General features: G+C 66.9%; 9 protein-coding genes, 2 tRNA genes and 1 riboswitch. Of the genes, 2 read left to right on the top strand and 9 right to left on the bottom strand.

The window, feature by feature from the left end; genetic code table 11:
- Positions 1–65: 65 nt before the first annotated feature.
- From recD to recC, 3 genes are read right to left on the bottom strand one after another with little or no spacing between them, the layout of a single operon-like run.
- Positions 66–2,120, bottom strand: coding sequence for an exodeoxyribonuclease V subunit alpha (gene recD, locus KAK11_RS16215; RefSeq protein ID WP_210810273.1), 2,055 nt, complete (start codon positions 2,118–2,120; stop codon positions 66–68).
- Positions 2,114–5,824 carry an exodeoxyribonuclease V subunit beta gene (recB, locus tag KAK11_RS16210; protein ID WP_210810271.1) on the bottom strand — a complete coding sequence of 1,237 codons (3,711 nt, stop codon included), beginning with the start codon at positions 5,822–5,824 and terminating at the stop codon, positions 2,114–2,116. Before recB ends, recD begins: the two co-directional genes overlap by 7 nt.
- The gene (recC, locus tag KAK11_RS16205) at positions 5,821–9,333 is read right to left on the bottom strand and encodes an exodeoxyribonuclease V subunit gamma (protein ID WP_210810270.1); all 3,513 of its coding nucleotides are present in this window, start codon (positions 9,331–9,333) and stop codon (positions 5,821–5,823) included. The genes recB and recC overlap by 4 nt, the downstream gene beginning before the upstream one ends.
- Positions 9,334–9,431: 98 nt before the next feature.
- On the opposite strand from recC, the gene KAK11_RS16200 reads away from it, so the two are divergent.
- Positions 9,432–10,682, top strand: a complete 1,251-nt coding sequence (locus tag KAK11_RS16200; protein ID WP_210810269.1) for a patatin-like phospholipase family protein — start codon at positions 9,432–9,434, stop codon at positions 10,680–10,682.
- 173 nt (positions 10,683–10,855) lie between these two features.
- Here the strand turns inward: KAK11_RS16200 and KAK11_RS16190 are convergent, their stop codons facing one another.
- Together KAK11_RS16190 and KAK11_RS22230 are read right to left on the bottom strand one after the other, a co-directional pair.
- Positions 10,856–12,994, bottom strand: a complete 2,139-nt coding sequence (locus tag KAK11_RS16190; RefSeq protein ID WP_210810267.1) for a tetratricopeptide repeat-containing diguanylate cyclase — start codon at positions 12,992–12,994, stop codon at positions 10,856–10,858.
- Positions 12,991–14,970, bottom strand: a complete 1,980-nt coding sequence (locus KAK11_RS22230; protein WP_210810266.1) for a GGDEF domain-containing protein — start codon at positions 14,968–14,970, stop codon at positions 12,991–12,993. Before KAK11_RS22230 ends, KAK11_RS16190 begins: the two co-directional genes overlap by 4 nt.
- Positions 14,971–15,253: 283 nt before the next feature.
- Between KAK11_RS22230 and KAK11_RS16180 the strand changes: the two genes are divergently transcribed.
- Complete coding sequence (locus KAK11_RS16180) at positions 15,254–17,455, top strand: PAS domain-containing sensor histidine kinase (protein ID WP_210810265.1); 2,202 nt, start codon at positions 15,254–15,256, stop codon at positions 17,453–17,455.
- Between the two features lie 57 nt (positions 17,456–17,512).
- Here the strand turns inward: KAK11_RS16180 and KAK11_RS16175 are convergent.
- From KAK11_RS16175 to fdxA, 4 genes are all read right to left on the bottom strand, one after another.
- Positions 17,513–17,588: transfer RNA gene (locus KAK11_RS16175), tRNA-Asn, on the bottom strand.
- A gap of 32 nt (positions 17,589–17,620) precedes the next feature.
- Positions 17,621–17,696, bottom strand: a tRNA-Asn gene (locus KAK11_RS16170).
- Between the two features lie 50 nt (positions 17,697–17,746).
- Complete coding sequence (locus KAK11_RS16165) at positions 17,747–19,909, bottom strand: TonB-dependent siderophore receptor (RefSeq protein WP_210810263.1); 2,163 nt, start codon at positions 19,907–19,909, stop codon at positions 17,747–17,749.
- 72 nt (positions 19,910–19,981) lie between these two features.
- A riboswitch (TPP riboswitch) is annotated at positions 19,982–20,090 on the bottom strand.
- A gap of 96 nt (positions 20,091–20,186) precedes the next feature.
- Positions 20,187–20,510 carry a ferredoxin FdxA gene (gene fdxA / locus KAK11_RS16160; protein WP_210810262.1) on the bottom strand — a complete coding sequence of 108 codons (324 nt, stop codon included), beginning with the start codon at positions 20,508–20,510 and terminating at the stop codon, positions 20,187–20,189.
- Positions 20,511–20,601 lie beyond the last annotated feature (91 nt).

Here is a 20,601-nt window from a genome sequence, read left to right as displayed (position 1 = left end):
TCAGTGAAGGGGCTGTAGCGGGTCTCGGTGTGGGCGGCGTCGCAGCAGGGTCGGGGACTCAGCCTTCATGCGTCCATGCCAAAAGCCAAACCACTCGCCCGCTGCGTGAGCTTCTCCAGCGCCTGCCCCCAAATCTGACGCTGTGGGCACACCAAGGTGAAGGCCAGCCGGGCGCGGGTGATGCCGGTGTAGACCAGCTCGCGGCTCAGCAACTGGCCGCCTTGGTCTGGCAAGACGAGGACGGTGTGGCCAAACTCGGAGCCTTGGGACTTGTGCACCGTCATCGCAAAGGCGGTGTCGGTGTGCGGCAGGCGCATGGGGCTGATGGCGCGCAGGGTGTCGCCTTGGGCGAACCACACCTTAAGCGTTGGGGCCTGGCCGGGCGCCGCCCAGGCCGGCAGCGTCAGGCCGATGTCGCCGTTGAACACGCCCAAGGCAGGCTCGTTGCGGGTCACCATGACAGGGCGGCCGGGCCACCACAGGCCGTCCGGGCGCAGCAGGCCCTCGTGCGCCAGAGCGTGTTGAATCGCGGCGTTGATCCCGCTCACGCCCCAGGGCCCTTCGCGCGTGGCGCACAGCAGGCGGAAGCGCTCAAAGCCCTGCAGCAGCGCTGCCACCCAGCGCTGGTGCGCCTCTTCACTGGCGGCAGGGCGCTCGGCCAATGCGGCCAGGCAGCGGGCGTAACCACCGGGTTCAGGGGCTTCTGGGCGGCCATGCAAGGCCAGGTGGGTCAGGCGGTCGCTTCGGCCTGAAAAGTCAGCGGCCAGCTCTGGCCCGGCCTGCGTCAGCGCCTGGGTGGCTGCAGCGGCGTCTCCCCGGTTGGCGGCCAGCGCCAATTGGCCAATGGGCCCGCTGAAGCGGCGGCTTTCGCGCAGCATCACGGTGAGCTGGGCCAGGGGCTTAGGCGCGCTCGTGGCCAGCATCTCGGCGGGCAAGGCCTGGCCGGTGGCTTGCTGCAGCCAGGCGGCGGTGTCGGGGCTGTAGCCTCCCCGCTCAGCGCCTTGGCAGAGGTCGCCCAACACGGCGCCGGCCTCCACCGAGGCGAGCTGGTCTTTGTCGCCCAGCAGCACCAAGCGGGCCTGGGTTGGCAGGGCGTCCAGCAGGGCGGCCATCATCTCCAGGTGGATCATGCTGGCCTCGTCCACGATCATCACATCCACCGCCAGCGGGTCGCCGGCATGGCGGGCGAACTGCCGGGTGTCGGGGCGGGCGCCCAGCCAGGCGTGCAGGGTGCGGGCGGTCTCCAGGCGGTTGACCAGCGCAGGCATGTGCAGCGTCTCGCCCGTGGTGGGCGAGGTCACTTGGGGCAAGGTCAGCAGCGCGTCGGCAATGCTGAGCTTGAGCCGTGCGGCGGCCTTGCCGGTGGGCGCGGCCAGCGCAATGCGCAAGCGGCTGGGCTCGGTCGTGGTGGCCAGCACCGTGGCCAGCAAGCGCGCGGCGGTGTAGGTCTTGCCGGTGCCGGGGCCGCCGGTGATCACACCCAGCCGGGCGCGCACGGCCAGGGCGCAGGCCTGGCGCTGCCAGTCCAATGGCCGCCCCTCAGCCGCGCCAAAGAGTTGGTCCAAGACCGGGCGCAGCAGGCTGGGCGCCGGCGCATCCTGCGCCGCTTGGCTGCGCAGGCTCAGGTGCTGAGCCACCACCTGCTCGTCGGCATGGTGGCGGCGCAGGTAGAGCCGCAGCGGGTGCTGCGCCAGCACCAGGGGCTGGCCATGGTCCGGCTGCTGCGGCTCACGCACCGTGGGTTGGCCCGCCAACACGCTGAGCCACTGCGCCTCTTGGGTGGGCAGCAAGGGCCAGAGCGCGTCGAGCGCCGCTTGGCCTGCCGGCGGCCAGGGCAGCCAGGTGCTGCGCTGGGTGTGCAGGGCTTGCAGCGGCATGCAGGTGTGGCCTTGGCCTTCCAGGTGGGAGAGCAGGGCGACGCCCAGCAGCAGTGCTGGGGGGCTCGCGGGGTGCAGCTCGTGCACCAGCGCGGCCAGCGCGGCATCCAGCCGCCTCAGCCAGCCTTGCTCGGCCCACAGGCGCAGCGTGGCCAGCAGCTCCGGTGCGCTGAGCGTGGCGGCCGCCGGCGTTGGGGCGTCGGGCTCGTCAAACAAGGAGCGGGTGAGGTTGGTGCTCAGCATGGCTGGCCCTCCAGCATGGCGTCCAGCGCGTGCAGCAGCGGCCAGGGCGTGGGCACCGTCAGCACCCCATGGCTGGGGGCGGCCACGCCGCGGATGAACCAATAGAGCGCGCCGCCCAAGTGCTGCTCAGGCTGGTAAGCGGCGCCCAAGCGGCTGCGCAGCAGGCGGTGCAGGGCCAGCAGATAGAGGACAGCCTGCACGTCGTAGCGGGCTTCGACAAAGGCTTGCGCCATGCGCTCGGGCGTGTAGGCGGCGTCCTGCGAGCCCAGGTGGTTGCTCTTGTAATCCAACACCCAGAAGCGGCCTTCGTGCTCGACCACCAGGTCGGCAAAACCCATCACCAGGCCGTGCAGTTGGCGCTGGGGCAGGGCGGGCCGGGGCAGATCGGGCCAAAGCTGGGTTTGGCAGAGCCGGTGCACCTCGGGCGCATCTAACTGGGCTGCGGGCAGCCAAAACTCCATCTCGGCCATCACCCGTTGCAGTGCTGGGGCGGGCACGCCGGGGCCTTGCGCTGCTTCATCGCACAGTGGGGCGGCCAGCAGGGCTTGCAACCAGGCGACGCCGTCGTCGGCTTGGGCGCTGCGCCCTGCGCGCTCAAAGCGCTGGCGCAGCGCCACGTCGGTGCCTGGACCCCAGGCAAAGTGATGATGGGCCAGCCACTCCAGTTGCTCATGTAGAAAGTTACCCGCCAGCGCGCCGCGCTCAAAGCGGTGCCAGGGTGCTAAAGCGACGGGCGTGGGTGGAGGCGGCACGTCGGGCGCGTCGGCCAGGGCTTCATCCTCTGCGGCCTGGCGGGGCAGGGGCGTCAGCGCGGCGCTGTGCGTCCCCATGGCCCGCACCAGCGATGAAAAGCTCGCCACGCCCCAGCGGGTGTCAAAGCCACCGGCATAGGGGCGGGAGGGCGCCAACGCAGGCGGGGCCTCGGCGGCCGCCCAGCGGGTCAGCGGGGCTGGGTCTTGGGCGGGCTCGATGCGCAGCGCAGCGCCCAGCGTGCGGCGGCCCGGCCAGTCGTCTACGGCCGCTTCAAGGGCTCGGACGTCGACCTCCTCAGGCCCTAGCAACAACCGGCCCAAGGCGCTGCGGTGACCTTGGGGTAACTTGCTGTTCTGATGCCTCAGGGGCGCAAAGCCCAGCCACAGCGCATGGCGGGCGCGGGTCAGGCCCACGTACAGCAGGCGCAGCTCTTCGCGCAGGCGCTCATGGTCTTCTGCGGCCTTGGTCTCGTCGCTGGGGTTCAGGTCCCATTGCTTGTCAGCACTGTCCGGCAGGGCGCGCTGCACCGCTTTGACCCCCGACTTTTGAAGGGGGCGGAAATGGCCCGCAAAGGGCATCAGCACCAGCGGGTACTCCAGGCCCTTGCTTTGGTGGATGGTGACAATCTTGACCAGGTCCGCGTCGCTCTCCAGCCGCACGATCTGGTCTTCCGCCTGGCTGCGCCCGGCGCGGGCCTCCAGCACATGCTGGGTCAGCCAGCGGATCAGCCCCGCTTCGCCCGGCACAGCCAGTGCGTCTTGCGAGGCTTGCTGCATCAGCTCGGCCAGGTGCAGCACGTTGGAGAGGCGGCGCTCGCCACCAAGCTGGGCTAGCCACCTTTGCGGCAGCCCCAGCCGATGCAAGGTCTGGCGCCACATGGGCAGCACGCCCTGGCTGCGCCAGATGTGTTGCAGGCTGCGCATCAGCTCGCAGCGCTCGTCGAGCAACGCATCGTCTTGGGCCATGCGCTGCAGTTCAGGAAGGCTCAGCGCCCAGGTACTGCTGGCCCAGGCGGCGCGCACCAGGCCCAGGTCGCCAGGCTGGGCCACGGCTTGCAGCCAGCGCAGCATGTCCAAGGCCTCTTGGGAGTCGAACACGGACTCACGGTCACTCAGATAGACCGAGGGCAGGGCGCGGGCGCGCAGTGCTCGTCTCATGGCTTGGGCCTCGCGGCGGCCAGGCACCAGCACGGCGATATCGGCGGGGCGCAGGCGCACAAAGCCCTGATTCGGGGTCTGGCTGTCAAAGCCTGCGCCCTCGTCCATCAGCCAGGTGCAGATGCGCTCGGCGGCCAGGGCGGCCATGCGCGCGCGGTAGGCGTCGCCGTTCAGCAGCTCGCCGTCCCAGCACACCGTCAGCGCGGCTTGATCCACGCCACCGACCACCCAGCGCTCGCGGCGGCCTTGGGCCTGCACCGGCGTGAAGGGCAGGGGGTTGCGGCCATCAGCCTCGCGGTAGGCAAAGGCGCCGCGGTTGGCGTCGCGCCTTTCGGCCTGCTCAAACAGCGCGTTGACCGCCTGCACCACGGCCGTGCTGGAGCGGAAGTTGGTGCCCAGGCGGTAGTGCCGCCCCTTCGTTGCGCGGCGCGCTTGCAGGTAGCTGGCAATGTCGGCCCCCCGGAAGCGGTAGATGGACTGCTTGGGGTCGCCAATCAGCAGCAGGGCAGTGGCCGGGTCGTTGGCGGCCGTGTGGAACAGCGCGTCAAAGATGCGGTACTGCAGGGCTGAGGTGTCCTGAAACTCATCGATCAAGGCCACCGGCGTTTGCGCCACGATGCGCTCGCGCAGCCGTGCGCCTTGCGGCCCAGCCAGGGCTTTGGCCAGACGCTCTTGCACCTCACCAAAGCCCAATTCCCGCCGGGCTTGTTGCAGGGCGCGCAGGCGGCGCTGCACGGCATGGGTGGCGACGCAGCGCAGGGCGGGGGCGAGCTCGGGGAGGGTGGCGAGCTCGTCCATCAGTTGCGCAAACTCGGCAAACAGGGGCGGCAAGACAGGATCCGCTGCATGCTTGGCGCGGCAGCCGAGCAGCCCCTCGGGCCTCAGCTTCTCTGCGCCAGCCCCAAGTGCCTTGAGGTCCAGTGATTCTGCGCCCTCTTGCTGGGCCCAGGACGCCAGCGCGTCCAGCCACTTCTGGACGCTGGTCGATCTCAGCTTGTTGCCATTCCAGTCCTTGCTAGCCAGTTGCACTTCGAACCATTGGCTCATTGCCACTATCCGCTCAGCCCAGCCCTGGCGTGCGGCCTGCACCCGGCGCAGTCGCTCACCGCCCACGTCATCCAGCGCCTGCGCCAAGTTGGCATGGGGTGAGTCGGGCAGGGTGTGGGGCAGCAGGTCTTTGAGGTCGGCTTCCATCGCATCCAGGCTGGGCCAGACGCTGGCCAAGGCCGCCATCTGCGTTGGGCTCAGCGGGTAGGCCTGTTGGCGCCAGACGTCCTGCAGGGCTTGTTGGCGCAGGGCTTGCTCGTCGGGCTGCAGGGTTTCGTCGAACAGGCTGCCGCTGTCCAGCGCGTGTTCGCGCAGCATGCGCTGGCACCAGGCGTCGATGGTGTGGATGGCCGCGTCGTCCATGCTGCTGGCCGCTTGCTCTAGCCGCCAAGCCGCTTGCGGCCACTGGCTTTCAGGCCAATCCGTTTTCAGGGCCTTGAGAAAGCCGTCCTCGTCTTGGGCCGAGAGGCTGCCCCGGAAGGCCTGTGCCGCTTGCACCAAGCGGGCCCGAATGCGGTCGCTCAACTCGCGCGTTGCGGCGCGGGTGAAGGTCATCACCAGGATCTGGTCGGGCCGCAGCGCCTGCGGGTAGGCCGCCTCGCCGCCATGCCCCAGCACCAAGCGCACGTAGAGCGCGGCCATGGTCCAGGTTTTGCCGGTGCCCGCACTGGCCTCAATGAGGCGGCTGCCCCAGAGCGGAAAGCGCAAGGGGGCCAGGTCTTGCACGGTGTCGTCGGTGCTCATCATTCGTCGCGGCCCTCCGCATCCGGCTCGTCGCCGGCCTCGGCATGCCATTCGATCTGCGCGTTGGTGGCCCAGGCGGCGAGCGGCTCATAGACCGCCTCGGCCAGATCTTCAAACTCGCCACTGGCCAACAGGCTTTCGGCGTCGGGGAAGAGCCTGGCCACGGCGGGGTGATCCACGTCGCCGACTTGGCGTTCGTCCCCCTCAAAGGCCTGGGCCACGTCTTGGTCCAGGGCGTGGGCCAAGCCGGCCCTCAAGGTGAGCGGCAAGGGCCGGGTTTGGCCCTGAGCCCAGGTGCTCAACAGTTGGTTGAGCACCTCACCGGCGCTGTCGGCGTCTGGCGCTTCCAAGCGCACGGTCGCATCCGCACCGATCAAGGTCAGCCCGGCGAGTTGCCCCTGTGCGGCCAGTGCCGTCAAGCCGACCCAAGCCGCCAGCAGCTTGTCGGGGCGGACGCGGTCCGCCTGCTTCTGGCGGGTGGCGCGGATCGCCACTTTGCTGGCCGAGACCTCCACCCACTGAAAGGCTCCGGGGCTCTTGGGTTGGCCGCGCAAGCCTGGGCACCAGTCGTCCAGCGGCGCTTGCTCATGGGGCCAGTGCAGGGCCACCGGGCCCAAGGCCTGGGGCCAGGCTTGCAGTGCCTGCAGCCACGCTTGCAAGCTGTGCTGCCAGGTGGCGCGCAAGCGGGCCAGGCCTTGCTCGCCGGGCGCGCCCAGGGGCAGTTGGCCCGCGCGGGCCCAGCGCTGCACCATCGCGTCCATCAGGGCCGGCACTTGCGCTTGTGCGGCTCTGGTGTCGCCGTCTTGGCACAGGGCCAGCAGCGGGGCTTGCAGGCCTTGCAAGGCCGCGTCACCCAGTTGCCAATGCGAGAGGCCATCCAGGGCAAACACTTCGTCGTCGCCAGCGCCTTCTTCGGGGTCGCGCAACACCACCTGTAACTGGCGCTGCAGGTAGTCGGCCACCGGGTTCTTGAGCCAGCGGGCCAGCGCTTTGAGCGTGACGGGCTGCGGGCCATCCGTCGGCGCGCTGCTTTGATGCTGTGGGACGTCGCTGGGGCTGTCATGCGCGCCACGCCACTCGGCCGCCCAGGTGTGCAGGGCGCTGCCTTGCTCAAAGTAGCGGCGGCTGAAGGGCTGCAGCGGGTGGTCCACGGTGCGGGCCTGCACAGCGGCCTCGCCCCAGCCGCTGGCCAGGTAGTCGCGCAGTTGGGCCACCAGCACCGAGGGCGGTTGCTCGCTGTTATTGCGTGGGCTGAAACCAGCCCAACTGAGATAGAGCACGCGGCGCGCGGCCAGCAGGGCGTCGAGCATCAGTTGGCGGTCGTCGTCGCGGCGCGAGCGGTCGCCCGGGCGCGCCATGCCCGGCAGGGCCAGCAGGTCGAAGTCATTGCGCGGGCTGCGGCGCGGGTAGTCACCTTCGTTCATGCCCAGCAAAGCCACCACTTCAAAGGGAATAGCACGCATGGGCATGAGCGTGCAGAAGGTCAGGCCACCGGCCTTGAAGCGCTTGTTGATGGAGGGCTCGTCCACCGCGTTCAGCCAAGCCTCGCGGGCCACCTCCAGCGGCAGCTCGGTGCTGAACTGCGCCTCGGCGCAGTGCGCCAGCCAGGTGCCCAGGGCGTTGTCCAGCGCGGCCAAGGTTTGGCGCTCGTCGTCGGTTTTGGCCAGCAGCAGGTCAGCCAGCAGTGCGCGGAAGCGCTCGGCCCAGTGCGTGGGCGTGGCGGGCTTGGAAAGCTGCTGCGCCCAGTGCAGCAGGCGCTCCAGCAAAAGTGCCAGGCTGCCGGCCAGCTCGGCCTCCAGGCCGCCGACTTCGGTGTAAGGGGCGATGCCCGCAAACTCGCCGTCGCCCCGTGGGCCGTTCATAAAGCCCAGCAGCATGCGCCGCAGGGCCCAGAGGCCCGAGGTCGTCTCGCCGCTGGCGCCCAGGCCCAGGCTGTCGCGGTGGTTGGCGTCCAGGCCCCAACGCCAGGCGGCGCCTTCCATCCAAGCGGTCAGGCGGGGCAGGCCGTCTTCGGGCAGGCCAAAGCGCTGGCGCAGCGCCGGCACGTCCAGCAAGTCGCGCAGCTCAGACAGAGTGCAGCGCTGCTGAGGCAGGCGCAGCAGCCAGTCCAGCGCGGCCAGCAAAGGGCTGGTGTCGCGGCTGGAGAGGTCGGCGATGTCAAAAGGAATGAAGCGGGGGTCGTGGCGCGGCATGGCGCCAAAAACCGCGTGGATGGCCGGGGCGGCGGCGGCGATGTCGGGCACCATCACCACCATGTCGCGTGGGTGCAGCGGCTCACCCCCACCCTCCGCCATCAGGCTCAGCAAATGGTCTTGCAGCACCTCCAGCTCGCGCACTAGGCTGTGGCAGCGGCGAAAGACGATGCTTTGGTCCTCATCTGCCAAGACCAGGCGCGGGTGCTCATGCAGCGGGCGCAGGTCGCGGATATGGGCTTGGACCTGGCCCAGCCAGGGCAGGGTGTCGGCCGGGCTGTCGTCGAACAGGTCGATGCGGGGCACATCCAATGCGGCCTGCAGGCGCTGGGACTCATCGAAAGCGTCGAGTTGTCGCACCAAGTCGCGGGCCTGCCGGCCCCAGGCCGCCAGCAGCGGGTGGGCATGGGCGTGCATCTGCTCCAGGGGCACGAGGCTCAAGTCTGCGCCGCGCGACGTCTGCCGCTTGCTGGCGGCGCGCAGCAGCTCGCGGCCGTCGATGATGTCGCCCCAATAGACGCTGCAAGGGTTGGGCAGGGCCAGCATCACCGGGATGCGGGTGGCGAGTGCCGCCAGGAGATCGAGCGTGGTGGCCGGCAAGTGCGTGGTGCCAAACAGCAGCACGCGGCCGGGCAGGGGCTGGGCCGTGGGCTCGCCGCCGCGCAGAGCGGCGATGGCCCGGCTGTGCACCTCGGGGCGCAGGCCGCGCTGGTCGGCCTCGTCGGTCACGGTGGCCAGCACCTTGCGCCACAGCGCGGCCTGCCAGGCTTGGTCGGCGGGCAGCGGGGCGCTGCCGCCGCTTGGGGCTCGCAGCACATCATGCTGGACGGCCCAATCGTCCAGCCAGTCGGCGCGGTACATCTGGTACTGGTCGAACAGGTCGGCCAGGGTTTGGGCCAGTTGCCAGCGGCGGGTGGCCGCTTGCTCGCCGTGGCCCAGGTAAGCGCGCAGGGGCACCAAGGCGTCTTCTTGGGCCCAGGTGGCCAGGCCTTGCATCAAGCGCCAGGTCAGCGGGGCTTTGTCCAGTGCCGACTCAAAGGGCACGGTGTGCGCCCCCAGCACCTGTCGGTAGAGGCGCCAGATGAAGCGAGCCGGCAATTCCACCTGCGAGGCCGCGCACACGCCCCAGCGCTGGGCCAGGTTCATCTTCAGCCACTCGGCCATGCCGTTGGAGGGTACCAGCATGATCTCTGGCTCCAGCGGCGGCAGGGGGTGGGCGGCCAGCCACTGGGCGACGGCGTCGGCCAGCCATTCCAGGCGGTTGCCGTGCAGCACCAAGAGGCCGGGAGGGTGTAAGGAGGAAGAGGCGGGCGCGACCATGAGAGATTGACTTTAACGTCTGGCATTCAAGATGCCCGGTGATGCCCCGCCTTTTTGAGCCCCTGGCGGCGCCCCCAGGCCCTTAGACTGGATCGATCATGACCTACCTTCCGCAAACCGGCCTGATCCTCACGGGGGGCGGTGCGCGTGCGGCCTACCAAGTGGGCGTGTTGAAAGCGCTGAGAGACATTCGCCAAGGCTGCGCCGCAGAGCCGGGCAACCCCTTCCCGGTGATTGCCGGTACCTCGGCTGGCGCCATCAACGCCGCCGCACTGGCGGGTTGTGCCGATGACTTTGACCTCGCAGTGACGAAGCTGGTCGAGGTGTGGGCGCAGTTTCATGCAGACCAGGTCTACCGTGCCGATTCGATCGGTGTGATCCGCAGCGGCGCGAGCTGGTTGACCATGATGTCGATTGGCTGGGTGATTGCCCGCTGGCGCAAGCTCAAGCCCCGCTCGCTCTTGGACAACAGCCCGCTGGCCAGCCTGCTGAGCCAGATGGTGGCGGTGGAGCGCGTGCCGCAACTGATAGCCCAAGGGCACTTAAAGGCCTTGGCCGTGAGTGCGTCGAGCTACAGCAGTGGTCAGCATGTGACGTTTTATGACGCGGCCGAGCCCGCCGACCATTGGGTGCGCTCGCAGCGCATGGCGGTACACAGCCGCATCAGTGTCGAGCACTTGCTGGCGTCTGCGGCCATCCCGTTTGTGTTTCCGGCCACCCGCTTGCCGCTCTTGGGCGAGCAAGAGTGGTTTGGCGATGGCTCCATGCGCCAGGCTGCACCCATTTCACCCGCTGTGCACTTGGGGGCCGAGCGCGTGTTGGTGGTGGGGGCCGGCCGCATGCATGAGCCGCCGGGGCGGCGCGTGGGCAGCACCGATTACCCGAACATGGCGCAGATCGCCGGCCATGCGCTCTCCAACATTTTTTTGGATGCCTTGGCCGTGGATGTGGAGCGCCTGCAGCGCATCAATGCGACGCTGCGGCTCTTGCCGCCCGAGGCGCGGGCCCACACGCATTTGCGGCCCATCGATGTGCTGGTGATTGCGCCCACCCAGCGCTTGGACGATATCGCAGCCCGCCATCTCAACGCCTTGCCCACGCCCATCCGGGCGCTGCTGCGCGGCGTGGGGGTGAATGGGCAAGGCCAGACCGCACGTGGGGCCGCTTTGGCCAGCTACTTGCTCTTTGAGTCGGACTACACCCGCGAGCTGATGGCCTTGGGCGAGGCCGACACCCAGGCGCGGCGAGCAGAAGTGCTGAGCTTTTTTGGCTGGCGTGAGCCTGCGGCCGTGTCGGCACCTGCGCTGGGTTCGTCGGCCGCTGCACTCACGGTGATGTCGCCGGCTTAGGGGCCGGCCAGGCTTGGCCGTTGATGCGCAGGCCGTGGTCGGACAAGCGCTTCGCCTTCGCTGGCCCCAGGCCTTTGATGCGACGCTGGGCATCCGCCCAATCGACGAACAGGCCTTGGCTGCGCGCTTGCAGCAATCGCTCAGCCCACTGCGGCCCAAGGCCCGCGACCTGCTCAAGCTCGGCTTGATTCGCCAGATTCAGCTCCGTGGTGTCCCGGCTCTGGGCACTCACTTGGCACAGCGGCCCGCTCAGGGCGCACAGCGCCATCAGCTTCAACAAGGCGAGGCGAAGGCGTCTGGCTGGCATGAGCGGGATTGTGCAATGCGGGGCCGGCCACGGCCTGCAACTGCACTTTGCCCGAACGCCGCGCGTCGTCAAAATCGGCCTCAATGTCGGCCAGTGCCTCTGGGCCATCGACCTGCAAGCCGCGGATGCCCAGGGCTTGATTGCGGCCCTGGGTTTTGGCCAGGTAGAGCGCCATGTCAGCCAGGTTCAAGGCTTGCTCCCACCGGATCAGCAAGCTGTCAGGCGAGAGCGGGAAGGCTCCGAATCCCACCGACGCGGTGACGGTGAGCGACACCGTAGGCAGCTCAAACGGCCGCTCGCCGATGGCCGCCAAGACGGCTTGGGCCATCTGGGCTCCTCGGGCAGGCTGGGCAGGGTTCAGGTGGATGGCGAACTCCTCACCGCCCCAGCGGCCGAGCACATCGCCCGGGCCCATCAGGCCTGAGAGCCGGCGCGCCACCTCTTTGAGCACCAGGTCACCGCCGCTGTGTCCGTAGTCGTCGTTGATGCGTTTGAAATGATCGAGGTCGATCAACAACAAGCCGCCGCAATACTCGCCCCTGCTGCCCTGTGCCGCCTGCAGGCTGCGTTGCAGGCAGCGTCGGTTGGCCAAGCCCGTCAGGCTGTCTTGTTCGCTTTGCACGCGCAAGTCGTCTTGGCGGCGCCGCAAGAGCTGTTGCGCCTGCCGCATGCGCCTGACCAGCAGGCCCAGCACCACCATGATCAAGCCAGCCAGCACGGCCAGCCAAACCCAGAGGCGTTGCCTGGCTTGGTGGTTATCCAGGCGCACACGCTGCACAGCGTTCTCACGCGCTTGGAGTTCGATCTCGCGCTTTTGGGCGTCGCGCTCAAAGCGGTTGTGCAGGCTGGCCAGCGCGGTCTCGCGGTCGGCAGCCATGGCCTCTCGTTTGAGCTTGCGCTCGCGGTGATAGGCCGAGAGTGCGCCCGAGGTGTCACCCACCCGCGCCAGGGCTTCGCTGTACTCCTGCAAGCAGGCGGCCAGCTCATCATGCGCGCCCGAGCCTTCCCACAACGCCAGCCCCATTTCGACCTCACGCTTGCCGGCAGCGATCTGGCCCAGTGCAATCCGTGCCATGCCCAGGTTGTGGTGAAGCGTTGCTTCCAGCCGGCGGTCGTTGAGGGCGCGCACACCGTGGTGGGCCTGGTTCAGCATTCGGATGGCTTCTTGCGGCCGGCCAGCGTTCAAGGCCCAGTCTGAGAGATTGATCCACAGATTGCTGGTCTGGCGGGTCAACTGGGCCGACTGGGCCAGCGCCAAAGCCTCGCGCAGGTGCATCTGGACGCCTGGCAGATCGTTGCGACGCTGATGCAGCTCTGCGGTGAACATCAGGACACGCACCTTCATGTCGGGCTCTTGAGAGCGCTCGGCCCACTGGCGGGCCTCTCGCAGGCGTGCCTCGGCGGCGTCCAGCTCATCGACCCGCATGGCTTGGATGGCCAGTGACAGCGTTGACAAGGATTGCCGGTAAGGGTCTTGGTGGGCTTGTGCAATGGTCAGGGCGCTGTCTGCCAACTGCTGGGCGTCATGGTCGAGCCCACGGATGCGTGCGGCCCCGCTGGCCAGCATTTCGAGCTGCCAGCGCAGGCGCCAGCCACACGTTGGGGCTTGTTGGGCGCAGGCAGACTGCAGCCGCGCCAAGCCCGACTGAGCCAACCTCGCTGTGGCCTCAGGCTGTGCCTCAACTTGCGCGAGCTGTGCCAGCACCATGTCGGCAGCGGCCTGTCCATCGCTGTCACCGGGCACCGGGTTGGCTTGCCGCAAGGCGTCTGCGAGGGCTCTGGCTTCTTTGGCTCGGCCGTTGGCGGCCAAGATCAAGCCCTTGGTGACTTGCCGCCGGAACTCATCGTCCGGACGGCTCACCTTCAAGGCTTCCAGGGCCTTGAGCGCAGGCTCCGGCGATTCGCGGCCTTGCCGCTCGAGCTTGTCCAGCGTGTCCGTCAAGGCGGTGGCTTGGGCGCAGGGGGCGATGCCGAAGGCCAGCAACAGCAAGGCGGCCCACTTCATGCGGCCACTCCCCGCGTCTGGGCTTCAGCATGGCCTTCTAGGAGCTGCAGGTCGACATCCCCTTTGCGCCAGGCTTCTTCGAGCGTAGAGGCCAGCGCCAAGAGCTCGCCTTCATGGGCGATGCGATCGGTCTTGACCCCGTAAGCGCGGTTGCGCCCGTGGGCTTTGGCCAGGTAGAGCGCCGTGTCGACCACATCCACCGCGCGTTCCCACGGCAGCATGAGCTGGCCTGGGCCGATGGGGAAGCAGGCATAACCCACGGATGCGGTGATGGCGATGCTGCGGCGTTCGTGCTGCACAGGCGCTTCGCTGAGGCTGTCGAGCACACGCTGGGCCAGGTGCTCGGCATCGCTCGGCGTGGCCATGTGGGTGGCGATCAGGAACTCTTCGCCGCCCCAGCGCACCACCAAGTCGTCGGAGCGGACGGCGGCGCTCAAGCGGCTCGCCACCCCCACCAGCACGGCATCGCCGGCGGCATGGCCGAACTCGTCGTTGATGCGTTTGAAGTGATCCAGGTCGATCAGCATCAAGCAGCCCTGCCAGCGGCCATCCCGCTGTTGCTCGGCCATCACCTGCGCGGCTCGGCGGCGGTTGGCCAGCCCGGTGAGCGGGTCGCGTTCGCTCTGAACCAACAACTGGGCATTGACCTGTGCGAGTTGCTGATTGGTGCGTTGGGTTTGGCGCCAAAGGCGGGCCAGCAGGGCCATCGTCAAGGCGCTGACGATGGCGATGACCAGCCAAGTACGTTCTTGAAGCTGCTCCCCCTCCAGGCTGGCCTCTTGCAGGGCAGACTCCTCGCGCAGCCATCGCAGCTCTCGCATGCGCTCTTTGCGTTCATAGCTGGCCTGCATCTCCAGCATGGCTCGCTGCTGCTTCTCCTTGAACAATTGGTCTGCCAGTTGACGATGCTGAAGGTAGAGATTCAGCGCAGTCTTGAGGTCGCCAGCGCGCTCAAAGTAGCCGGCTGCTTCAAATAGCCGCCCGGACTTCGCGCTGATCTGGCCCAGTTCTTCGTCGATGTGGATCGCCTCGTTCAGCCGAGCTTTGGCGGTCTCAAACTGGCCCTGCATGATCTTGGCCATGGCCAAGTTGGACAAGGCGACTGACATCACATATTTGTCGTCCAGCTCACGCCCCATGCGCAAGGCCTGCTCTGATTGCTGCGTGGCCAGGCTTGCGTTTTGGCTCTTCAGGCTGAAGTCTGCGGCATTGGCCAAGAACAGGGCCAATCCGTGGGGGTTGCCGAGCTGCTCCATCAGCTTCAGCGCTTCTTGCATGTACAGCAGGCCGGTGACGGAATCGCCGGAGTCGGCTTCCACAAAGGCTTGGGTGTTGAGCACCTGCGCCAAGAGCTCCGGATGGCCGAAGGCTCGCGCCTGGGCCAGCGCCTTGGTGTTGAAAGCACGGGCCGCTTTCAGGTCTTGCGAATTCAGGTACAGCAAGGCCACGGACGAGCGTGTGAGGATGATGCGCCGTTCATTACCGACTCTCTCGGTGACTTCGAGGCATTGCAGGCGCAGCCTCAGCGCCTCTTCAAAATGCCCCGTTTCTTCCTCGACGGCGCTCAGCAGGTCCAGCAAGCGCAGGCGAATCATGTCGTCGACATCCGGTGTCATGTCCGCCATGGCATCACGCAGCCAACGCTTGGCTGCCTCGGCATGCGCCTCCATGGTGGCTTGCAGAATCCCAGAGGCCACCCGTGCATCGGCATTGTCCAGACGCTTCAGTTCGTCAAACAGTTCCGGGCCGACCGGGGTGTTGGGTGGCCTCACCAAGCCCAAGGCCAGCAGAAGTTTGGGTTTGTCTTGCGGGGCAGCCGTCTGCAGCAGCTTTTGCAAGGCCACCCGCATGGCCGGCGTCTCTGTGCTGGGCTGGCCCACGATGCGCTCGATCTCTTGGTCGATGGCCTGCGTCTCTGAGCGCGAGTGCACGAACGTGCCCAGCGCCAGCAAGACTGCGACGCAGGCGTGTCGCACGGTGTGACGTAACCCTCCTAAGTTCATGACGTCCTATCGGTCTGTTGGGGGCACTCTTGAGCAATATGCACGCTGAACTCGCATTCCTTGCGCGGCGCGCTGGCTCTCGGCGTGCGCATTCTTCAGCGGTGACAGGGTGTTTCCTTCGCATTGCGATTCTGGGCCTTGGGCCGCTGCGGAGCGCACTGACATATGTCCTACACAAGGCCCATGGATTGGCCGAAAACCCTCTCCAGATGAACGCTGAACCAACTAGAGGGCCAGGATGACGGATCGCGCACCGATGGAAGTCGTGCTCGCGGCGTCGCCCGTGGGTGTTCAGTTCATGGAGCACTGGCACTTGCCCGCTTTTGCCGCCGACACCGAGGGTCACCTGGTTTGGGCCAATGCGGCTTTCGCACAAGCGTTCGAAGACGACTTGACGCACCTTCTGGGCAGCGATCTCAGAGCCTGGGTGAGTGCTTGGCAAGGCCCAACTGCTTGGCAGACGCTGAGCCAATCGGGCGCAGCGAGCCAAGCCTGTGGGCTGGTCTGCTTTGCGCGCCCGCAGCGCCAACCTTTGTGGATGGAGGTGTCCTGCTGGCGCGTGGTGCCTGATGCGCTGGGCCCCATCATGTTCGTCGCGTCAGACATGACGGCTCAGCGGGGCGCCCAGGAGCGCCTGAGCGAAAGCAATGATCGCTTGCGGATCGCCTTGGAGGGCGGCAATGACGGCCTGTGGGACTGGCTGGACACGCACAGCCAAGACATGTGGTGGTCGCCGGAATTTGTGGGCTTGTTGGGCTATGAGGCGGGCGAGATCGAGCCCAGCTTGGTGAGCTTCGACAGCCTGCTCCACCCCGACGATCAGGAGGCGACGTTCACGGCGCTCGCGCAGGCCTTGGAAGGCGGCGCGGAGTATCGGGTGGAGTTTCGCCTGCTCACCAAGGCCGGCGGCTACCGCTGGTTCCGCTCGCGCGCCAAGGTGCTGCGCGACGAACACGGCGAGCACCGGCGCATGGCGGGCTCGCTGCAAGACATTGATGACCTGAAGCGCAGCCAAGAGCGCTTGGACTTGGCCCTGGAAGGCGGCAGCCAAGCGCTCTGGGACTGGCTGGACACGCACAGCCAAACCATGTGGTGGTCGCCGCAGTTCTATCGCATGTTGGGTTACAGCCCGGGTGAAATTTCCGCGGACCTGGCCGTGTTCGACACCCTGGTGCATGAAGACGATCAGGCCTCTTACTTCGAGGCACTGGGTGGAGCCCTCGACGATGCGCCGCACCTGAACGTGGAGTGCCGCCTCAAGACCAAGAGCGGCGCCTATCGTTGGTTCAAGCTGCTTGGCAAAGTGTTCCGTGATGGCAGTGCGCTGCACAGCCGCATCGCTGGCTCCATGCACGACATTGACGACAGCAAGCGCATTCAGGCGGACATCCGACGCCGCCAAGAAGAGTTGGGGGCGATTGCTGCCATCAGCCCGGATGGCTTCTTGTCGTTTGACGAGGACTATCGCCTGCGTTTTTCCAGCGACGCCGTCGGTCGCCTGACCGGCTTGGACGTGCAGGCGGCCATGGGCCAGACCTTGCAGGCCGTGTTGCAGACGCTGAGCCAACTCAGCACGCAAGCGGATCTGCGCTTGGATGAGGCGACTTTGCACGAGGGCTCGGTGCAGACCGGTGTCACGGCCTCGCCGGGGCGCACGGTGGAGTTCTCATGGCACCAGGCCGTCACGGCTGCAGGTGGTGCCAGCGAAGGCAGCGACACCGAAGGCACCCACTTGCTGCGCGTGCGCGATGTGACGGTGGAGCTGGAGGCCGAGCAGATCAAGGCGGACTTCCTGACGGCGGCAGCCCATGAGCTGCGCACGCCGCTGGCCAGCGTCTATGGCTATACCGAGCTGCTGCTGAATTACGACATGCCGCCCGAGCGGCAGAAAAAGATGCTGGCGACCATCTATCGCCAGTGCGAAGTGTTGATGACCATCGTCAATGAACTGCTGGACATGGCCCGCATCGATGCGCGAGGTGGGCAAGCCTTCGACTTGGAACCTGTCGATCTGCACCTGCTGGTGTCTGAGGTCATCAGCGAGTATCCCGTGCCCCCCGACCGACTGGCGCCCCTCTTGGAGGCGGGGCCGGGGCCGTGGGTGGCCCAGTCCGACCCGACCGAGGTGAAGCAAGTGCTGCGCAACCTGCTCTCCAACGCCTACAAGTACTCTGCAGCGCCCACGCCGGTGGTGATCCGGCTGGGCACAGCGGCGACGTTGGGAGGGCACAGCGGGCTGTCCATCAGCGTGTGTGACCAAGGGATCGGCATGGATGCCGAGCAATTGGGCCATGCCACGGAGCGCTTCTGGCGGGCCGACAAGAGCGGCCATGTGCCCGGCGCCGGCTTGGGGCTGAGCTTGGCCCAAGAGGTGGCGGAACTGCTGCGAGGGCAGCTGGTCTTGAACAGCACCTTGGGTGAGGGCACGCAAGCTCAGGTCTTGTTGCCCATGGCCTAGCGCCTGGACTGGCCCATAAAAAAGCCGCCCCTGCATGCAGTGGGCGGCTTTTTGATTTGGCTCCTCGACCTGGGCTCGAACCAGGGACCTACGGATTAACAGTCCGGCGCTCTACCGACTGAGCTATCGAGGAATTGATCGGTACGCTAACGAATCAGGTTCACTTGGCTCCCCGACCTGGGCTCGAACCAGGGACCTACGGATTAACAGTCCGGCGCTCTACCGACTGAGCTATCGGGGAAGTGAAGCCTCAGATTATAGGCAGAAAATTCGCTGCTTCGCGAACTCGCCTTACAAATTCACTTGCAGCGAGGCCCGCCAGGTGCGCGGCGCCAGCGGGTAGAGGTAGCTGTGGCCGTACTGATAAGGTGTTTCTTGCCAAGCACGGCGGTCAAAGACATTGTCCAAGCCCGTGCGCAGCAGCCACTCTGCCCCTGCGGCCTTCAGGCTGTAGCGGGCCGATAGGCTGGTGGTGGTCCACGACGCGACTTGCAGGCTGTTGTCCGGCAGCACAAAGCGCGGTCCTTCGTGGGCCAGTTGGGCTTGCAGGGTCAGGCCGGGCAGGGCGGCCAGTTGATGGGCCGCCATCACGCGCAGGCTGCGCTGGGCCACGTTGGTAGGCACCAAGCCATTGATGCTGGCCGTGGCGCTGCCTTCGCGGCGGGCTTGCAGCCACAGCGCACTGCCGCGCAAGCTCCAGGCGCCCCAGCGGGAGTCGGCGTTGGCTTCTAGGCCACGGTGCCGCTCATGGCCATCGATGCGGCGGGTACAACTGCGTTCAAGGTCGCACTCCCCAAAGTCAGCGGCCACGGGACGCTGGATGTCAAACAGGGTCACCCCCCAGCCCAGCGCCTTGCTGTTGTGCTTGAGGCCCAGTTCATACTGGGTGCTCTTGAGCGCCGGCAGGGGCTCGCCAGGGTTGGTGTAGCGCGAGCGGTTTGGGGTCACGTCGGTCTCCACCCCTTGACCCGCACTGGCATAGGCCATGGTCTCCGGGCTCAATTGCCAGGTCGCGGCCAGCCAAGGCGTCGCAAAGCGTTGCTCATAGCGGATGGCGCGGCTGCCGTCGGTGCGCACGCTGCTGCGGTCGAGTTGGCTTGCACGCAGACCCAGCCACAGGCTCCAGTCCTGGGCCAGCTCCATGCGGTCACGCAGGTGCCATTCCAGGCTGCGTTCATCGCGCTGGGTGTTCTCATCGGTCAGATCCGGCGCGGCGGGCACTTGCACGCTGCCATCCACCTGGCCCACGCCGGCCCAGTTATAAGCTTGGCGGCCAAAGCGTGCGGTGAGCTGGCTCCATTGCAGGCCGGTCGAGAGGTGGTGCTTCAGGTGGGCCGTGCGCCACTGGCCTTCAAGATTCAAGGCCAGCGCTTGGGTGCGGCGGCGCTCGCCTTCGCTGCGGAAGTCATAGAGGTCGAAGCTGCCGTCGCTGCAATAGCGGTCGTAGTTGTTCTCGGCGCTGCAGCCATAGGGGAAGGCCAGGCGGTCGTCGGTGTGCAGGTGTTGGCTGACGGCATGGGCTGTGAACTGCCAGTCTTTGCTCAAGGCCCGCGTCCAGCGCAGGCTGGCGGTTTGGCCCTCAAACACCACGGGCTGGCTCCAGGACTGGTTATTCAGGTTCAAGCGCGGGTCAAACTCATCCGCGCTGGGCAGGCGCGTGCCCAAGAGGCTGAACCCGGGGACGCTGGGCTGAGACTGGCGGCTCCACTCGACTTCCGCGTCCAGCACATCGTCGCGGCTGGGTTTGGCTTGCAGGGTTGCGGCCAAGAGGCCTCGCTCACCTTTGGCGTTACGAAGCTGAGGCTCTAGTTTCTCGTAGGCGGCATTCACGCGAAGGCCGAGGCTGTCTTCGCTGCCCGCGGCGCCCAATTGGCGGTCCACATCCACGGCAGCTTTCAGGCTGGCTTTTTCGGTCCAGCCCAGCAGCAGGCTGGTGGCATGACCGCGCGGGCGCTTCACGACCAGATTGGCCAAGCCTGCGGGGCTGCTCAGGCCCGCTTGGGCGCCGCTGATGCCCTTGAGCACCTCGAGGCGCTCTTTGTTGTCCAGCATCAGCGAGGTTTCGCCGCTGATGGGCAGGCCGTCGCGGCGGTAGTTGTTGCGGTTATCGAGTTGAAAGCCGCGCACGCGTACCGACGACCAATAGCCTGGTGCGTTGTAAGCATCACTGATGCTCGCATCGAGCTTGGTGATCTCGCCCAGGGTGTCGATGCCGAGATCGCGCAGGGCCGTGGTGTTGATGCTGGTGACCTGCAGCGGTGTGCGGGCCAGCGGCACCTCGCCAAAACCGGCCATCTGCGCAGGCGGCGCCTCGTAGCGGCCGGTGACGGTGACCGACTCAGGCTTGGCGGCCTCAGCACTGGCTTGGGCCAGCGCATGCAGCGGGAAGTTCAGCGTGAACAAGGGTGCCAGGGCCAAGCCCCAGGCGCGGGAGGAAAAAGCAGTGTGTGCCATCGCAACTCATGCGTTGATGGCAGGTGGGCAACATCGGGAGACTTTGAGTGGGGGCCGCAAAAAGCGGAGCCCACAACGGTTCGATGGCTTCCCTGCGCGAGGATTACCTCAATCAGGTTCAAAGGGACTGTCTCAGTCGGCAGCACAGCAAGCTGTGCTGACAACACCCCTAGCGACGCTGTGGCCCAGACGCGCTGAGCCACAACAGACGAACATTTTAAGCCGCCCAGCAAAAAGCCCGCTGAACAGCGGGCTTTGAAGCGTGGTGGGGAGGAGCTCAGCGGATCAGTTGATCCAGCTTGTTCTTGCGGTCTTTCCACTCGTCGGCATCGGGCAGCGCGGCCTTGCGCTTGGTGATGCTGGGCCACTTTTTGGCCAAGTCGGCGTTGAGCTTGATGTAGGCCTGTTGGTCACCGGGCACATCTTCTTCGGGCAGGATGGCGTTGACCGGGCACTCGGGGATGCAGACGGCGCAGTCGATGCACTCATCCGGATCAATGGCCAGGAAGTTCGGGCCTTCGCGGAAGCAGTCGACGGGGCAAACGTCGACGCAGTCGGTGTACTTGCAGCGGATGCAGGCTTCGGTGACGACGTGGGTCATGGTCGAGAAGTTTTTGGATGAGGCCAAAGCCTCGGTCTAGGAAATGGTGTGGGCAGCAGTCTGGCGGCAGGCGGCACGCCAGCAAGTGCCG

The sequence above is a fragment of the Ideonella paludis genome, from assembly GCF_018069865.1.
Lineage (GTDB): Bacteria > Pseudomonadota > Gammaproteobacteria > Burkholderiales > Burkholderiaceae_C > Ideonella > Ideonella paludis.
Note: the sequence above shows the minus strand (reverse complement) of the source record. Positions and strands in the feature narration are given on the sequence as shown.

Coding starts and splice junctions, on each gene's coding strand:
- recD (WP_210810273.1), bottom strand. CDS start 2,120: ATGCTGAGCACCAACCTCACCCGCTCCTTGTTTGACGAGCCCGACGCC.
- recB (WP_210810271.1), bottom strand. CDS start 5,824: ATGATGAGCACCGACGACACCGTGCAAGACCTGGCCCCCTTGCGCTTT.
- recC (WP_210810270.1), bottom strand. CDS start 9,333: ATGGTCGCGCCCGCCTCTTCCTCCTTACACCCTCCCGGCCTCTTGGTG.
- KAK11_RS16200 (WP_210810269.1), top strand. CDS start 9,432: ATGACCTACCTTCCGCAAACCGGCCTGATCCTCACGGGGGGCGGTGCG.
- KAK11_RS16190 (WP_210810267.1), bottom strand. CDS start 12,994: ATGAAGTGGGCCGCCTTGCTGTTGCTGGCCTTCGGCATCGCCCCCTGC.
- KAK11_RS16180 (WP_210810265.1), top strand. CDS start 15,254: ATGGAAGTCGTGCTCGCGGCGTCGCCCGTGGGTGTTCAGTTCATGGAG.
- KAK11_RS16165 (WP_210810263.1), bottom strand. CDS start 19,909: ATGGCACACACTGCTTTTTCCTCCCGCGCCTGGGGCTTGGCCCTGGCA.
- fdxA (WP_210810262.1), bottom strand. CDS start 20,510: ATGACCCACGTCGTCACCGAAGCCTGCATCCGCTGCAAGTACACCGAC.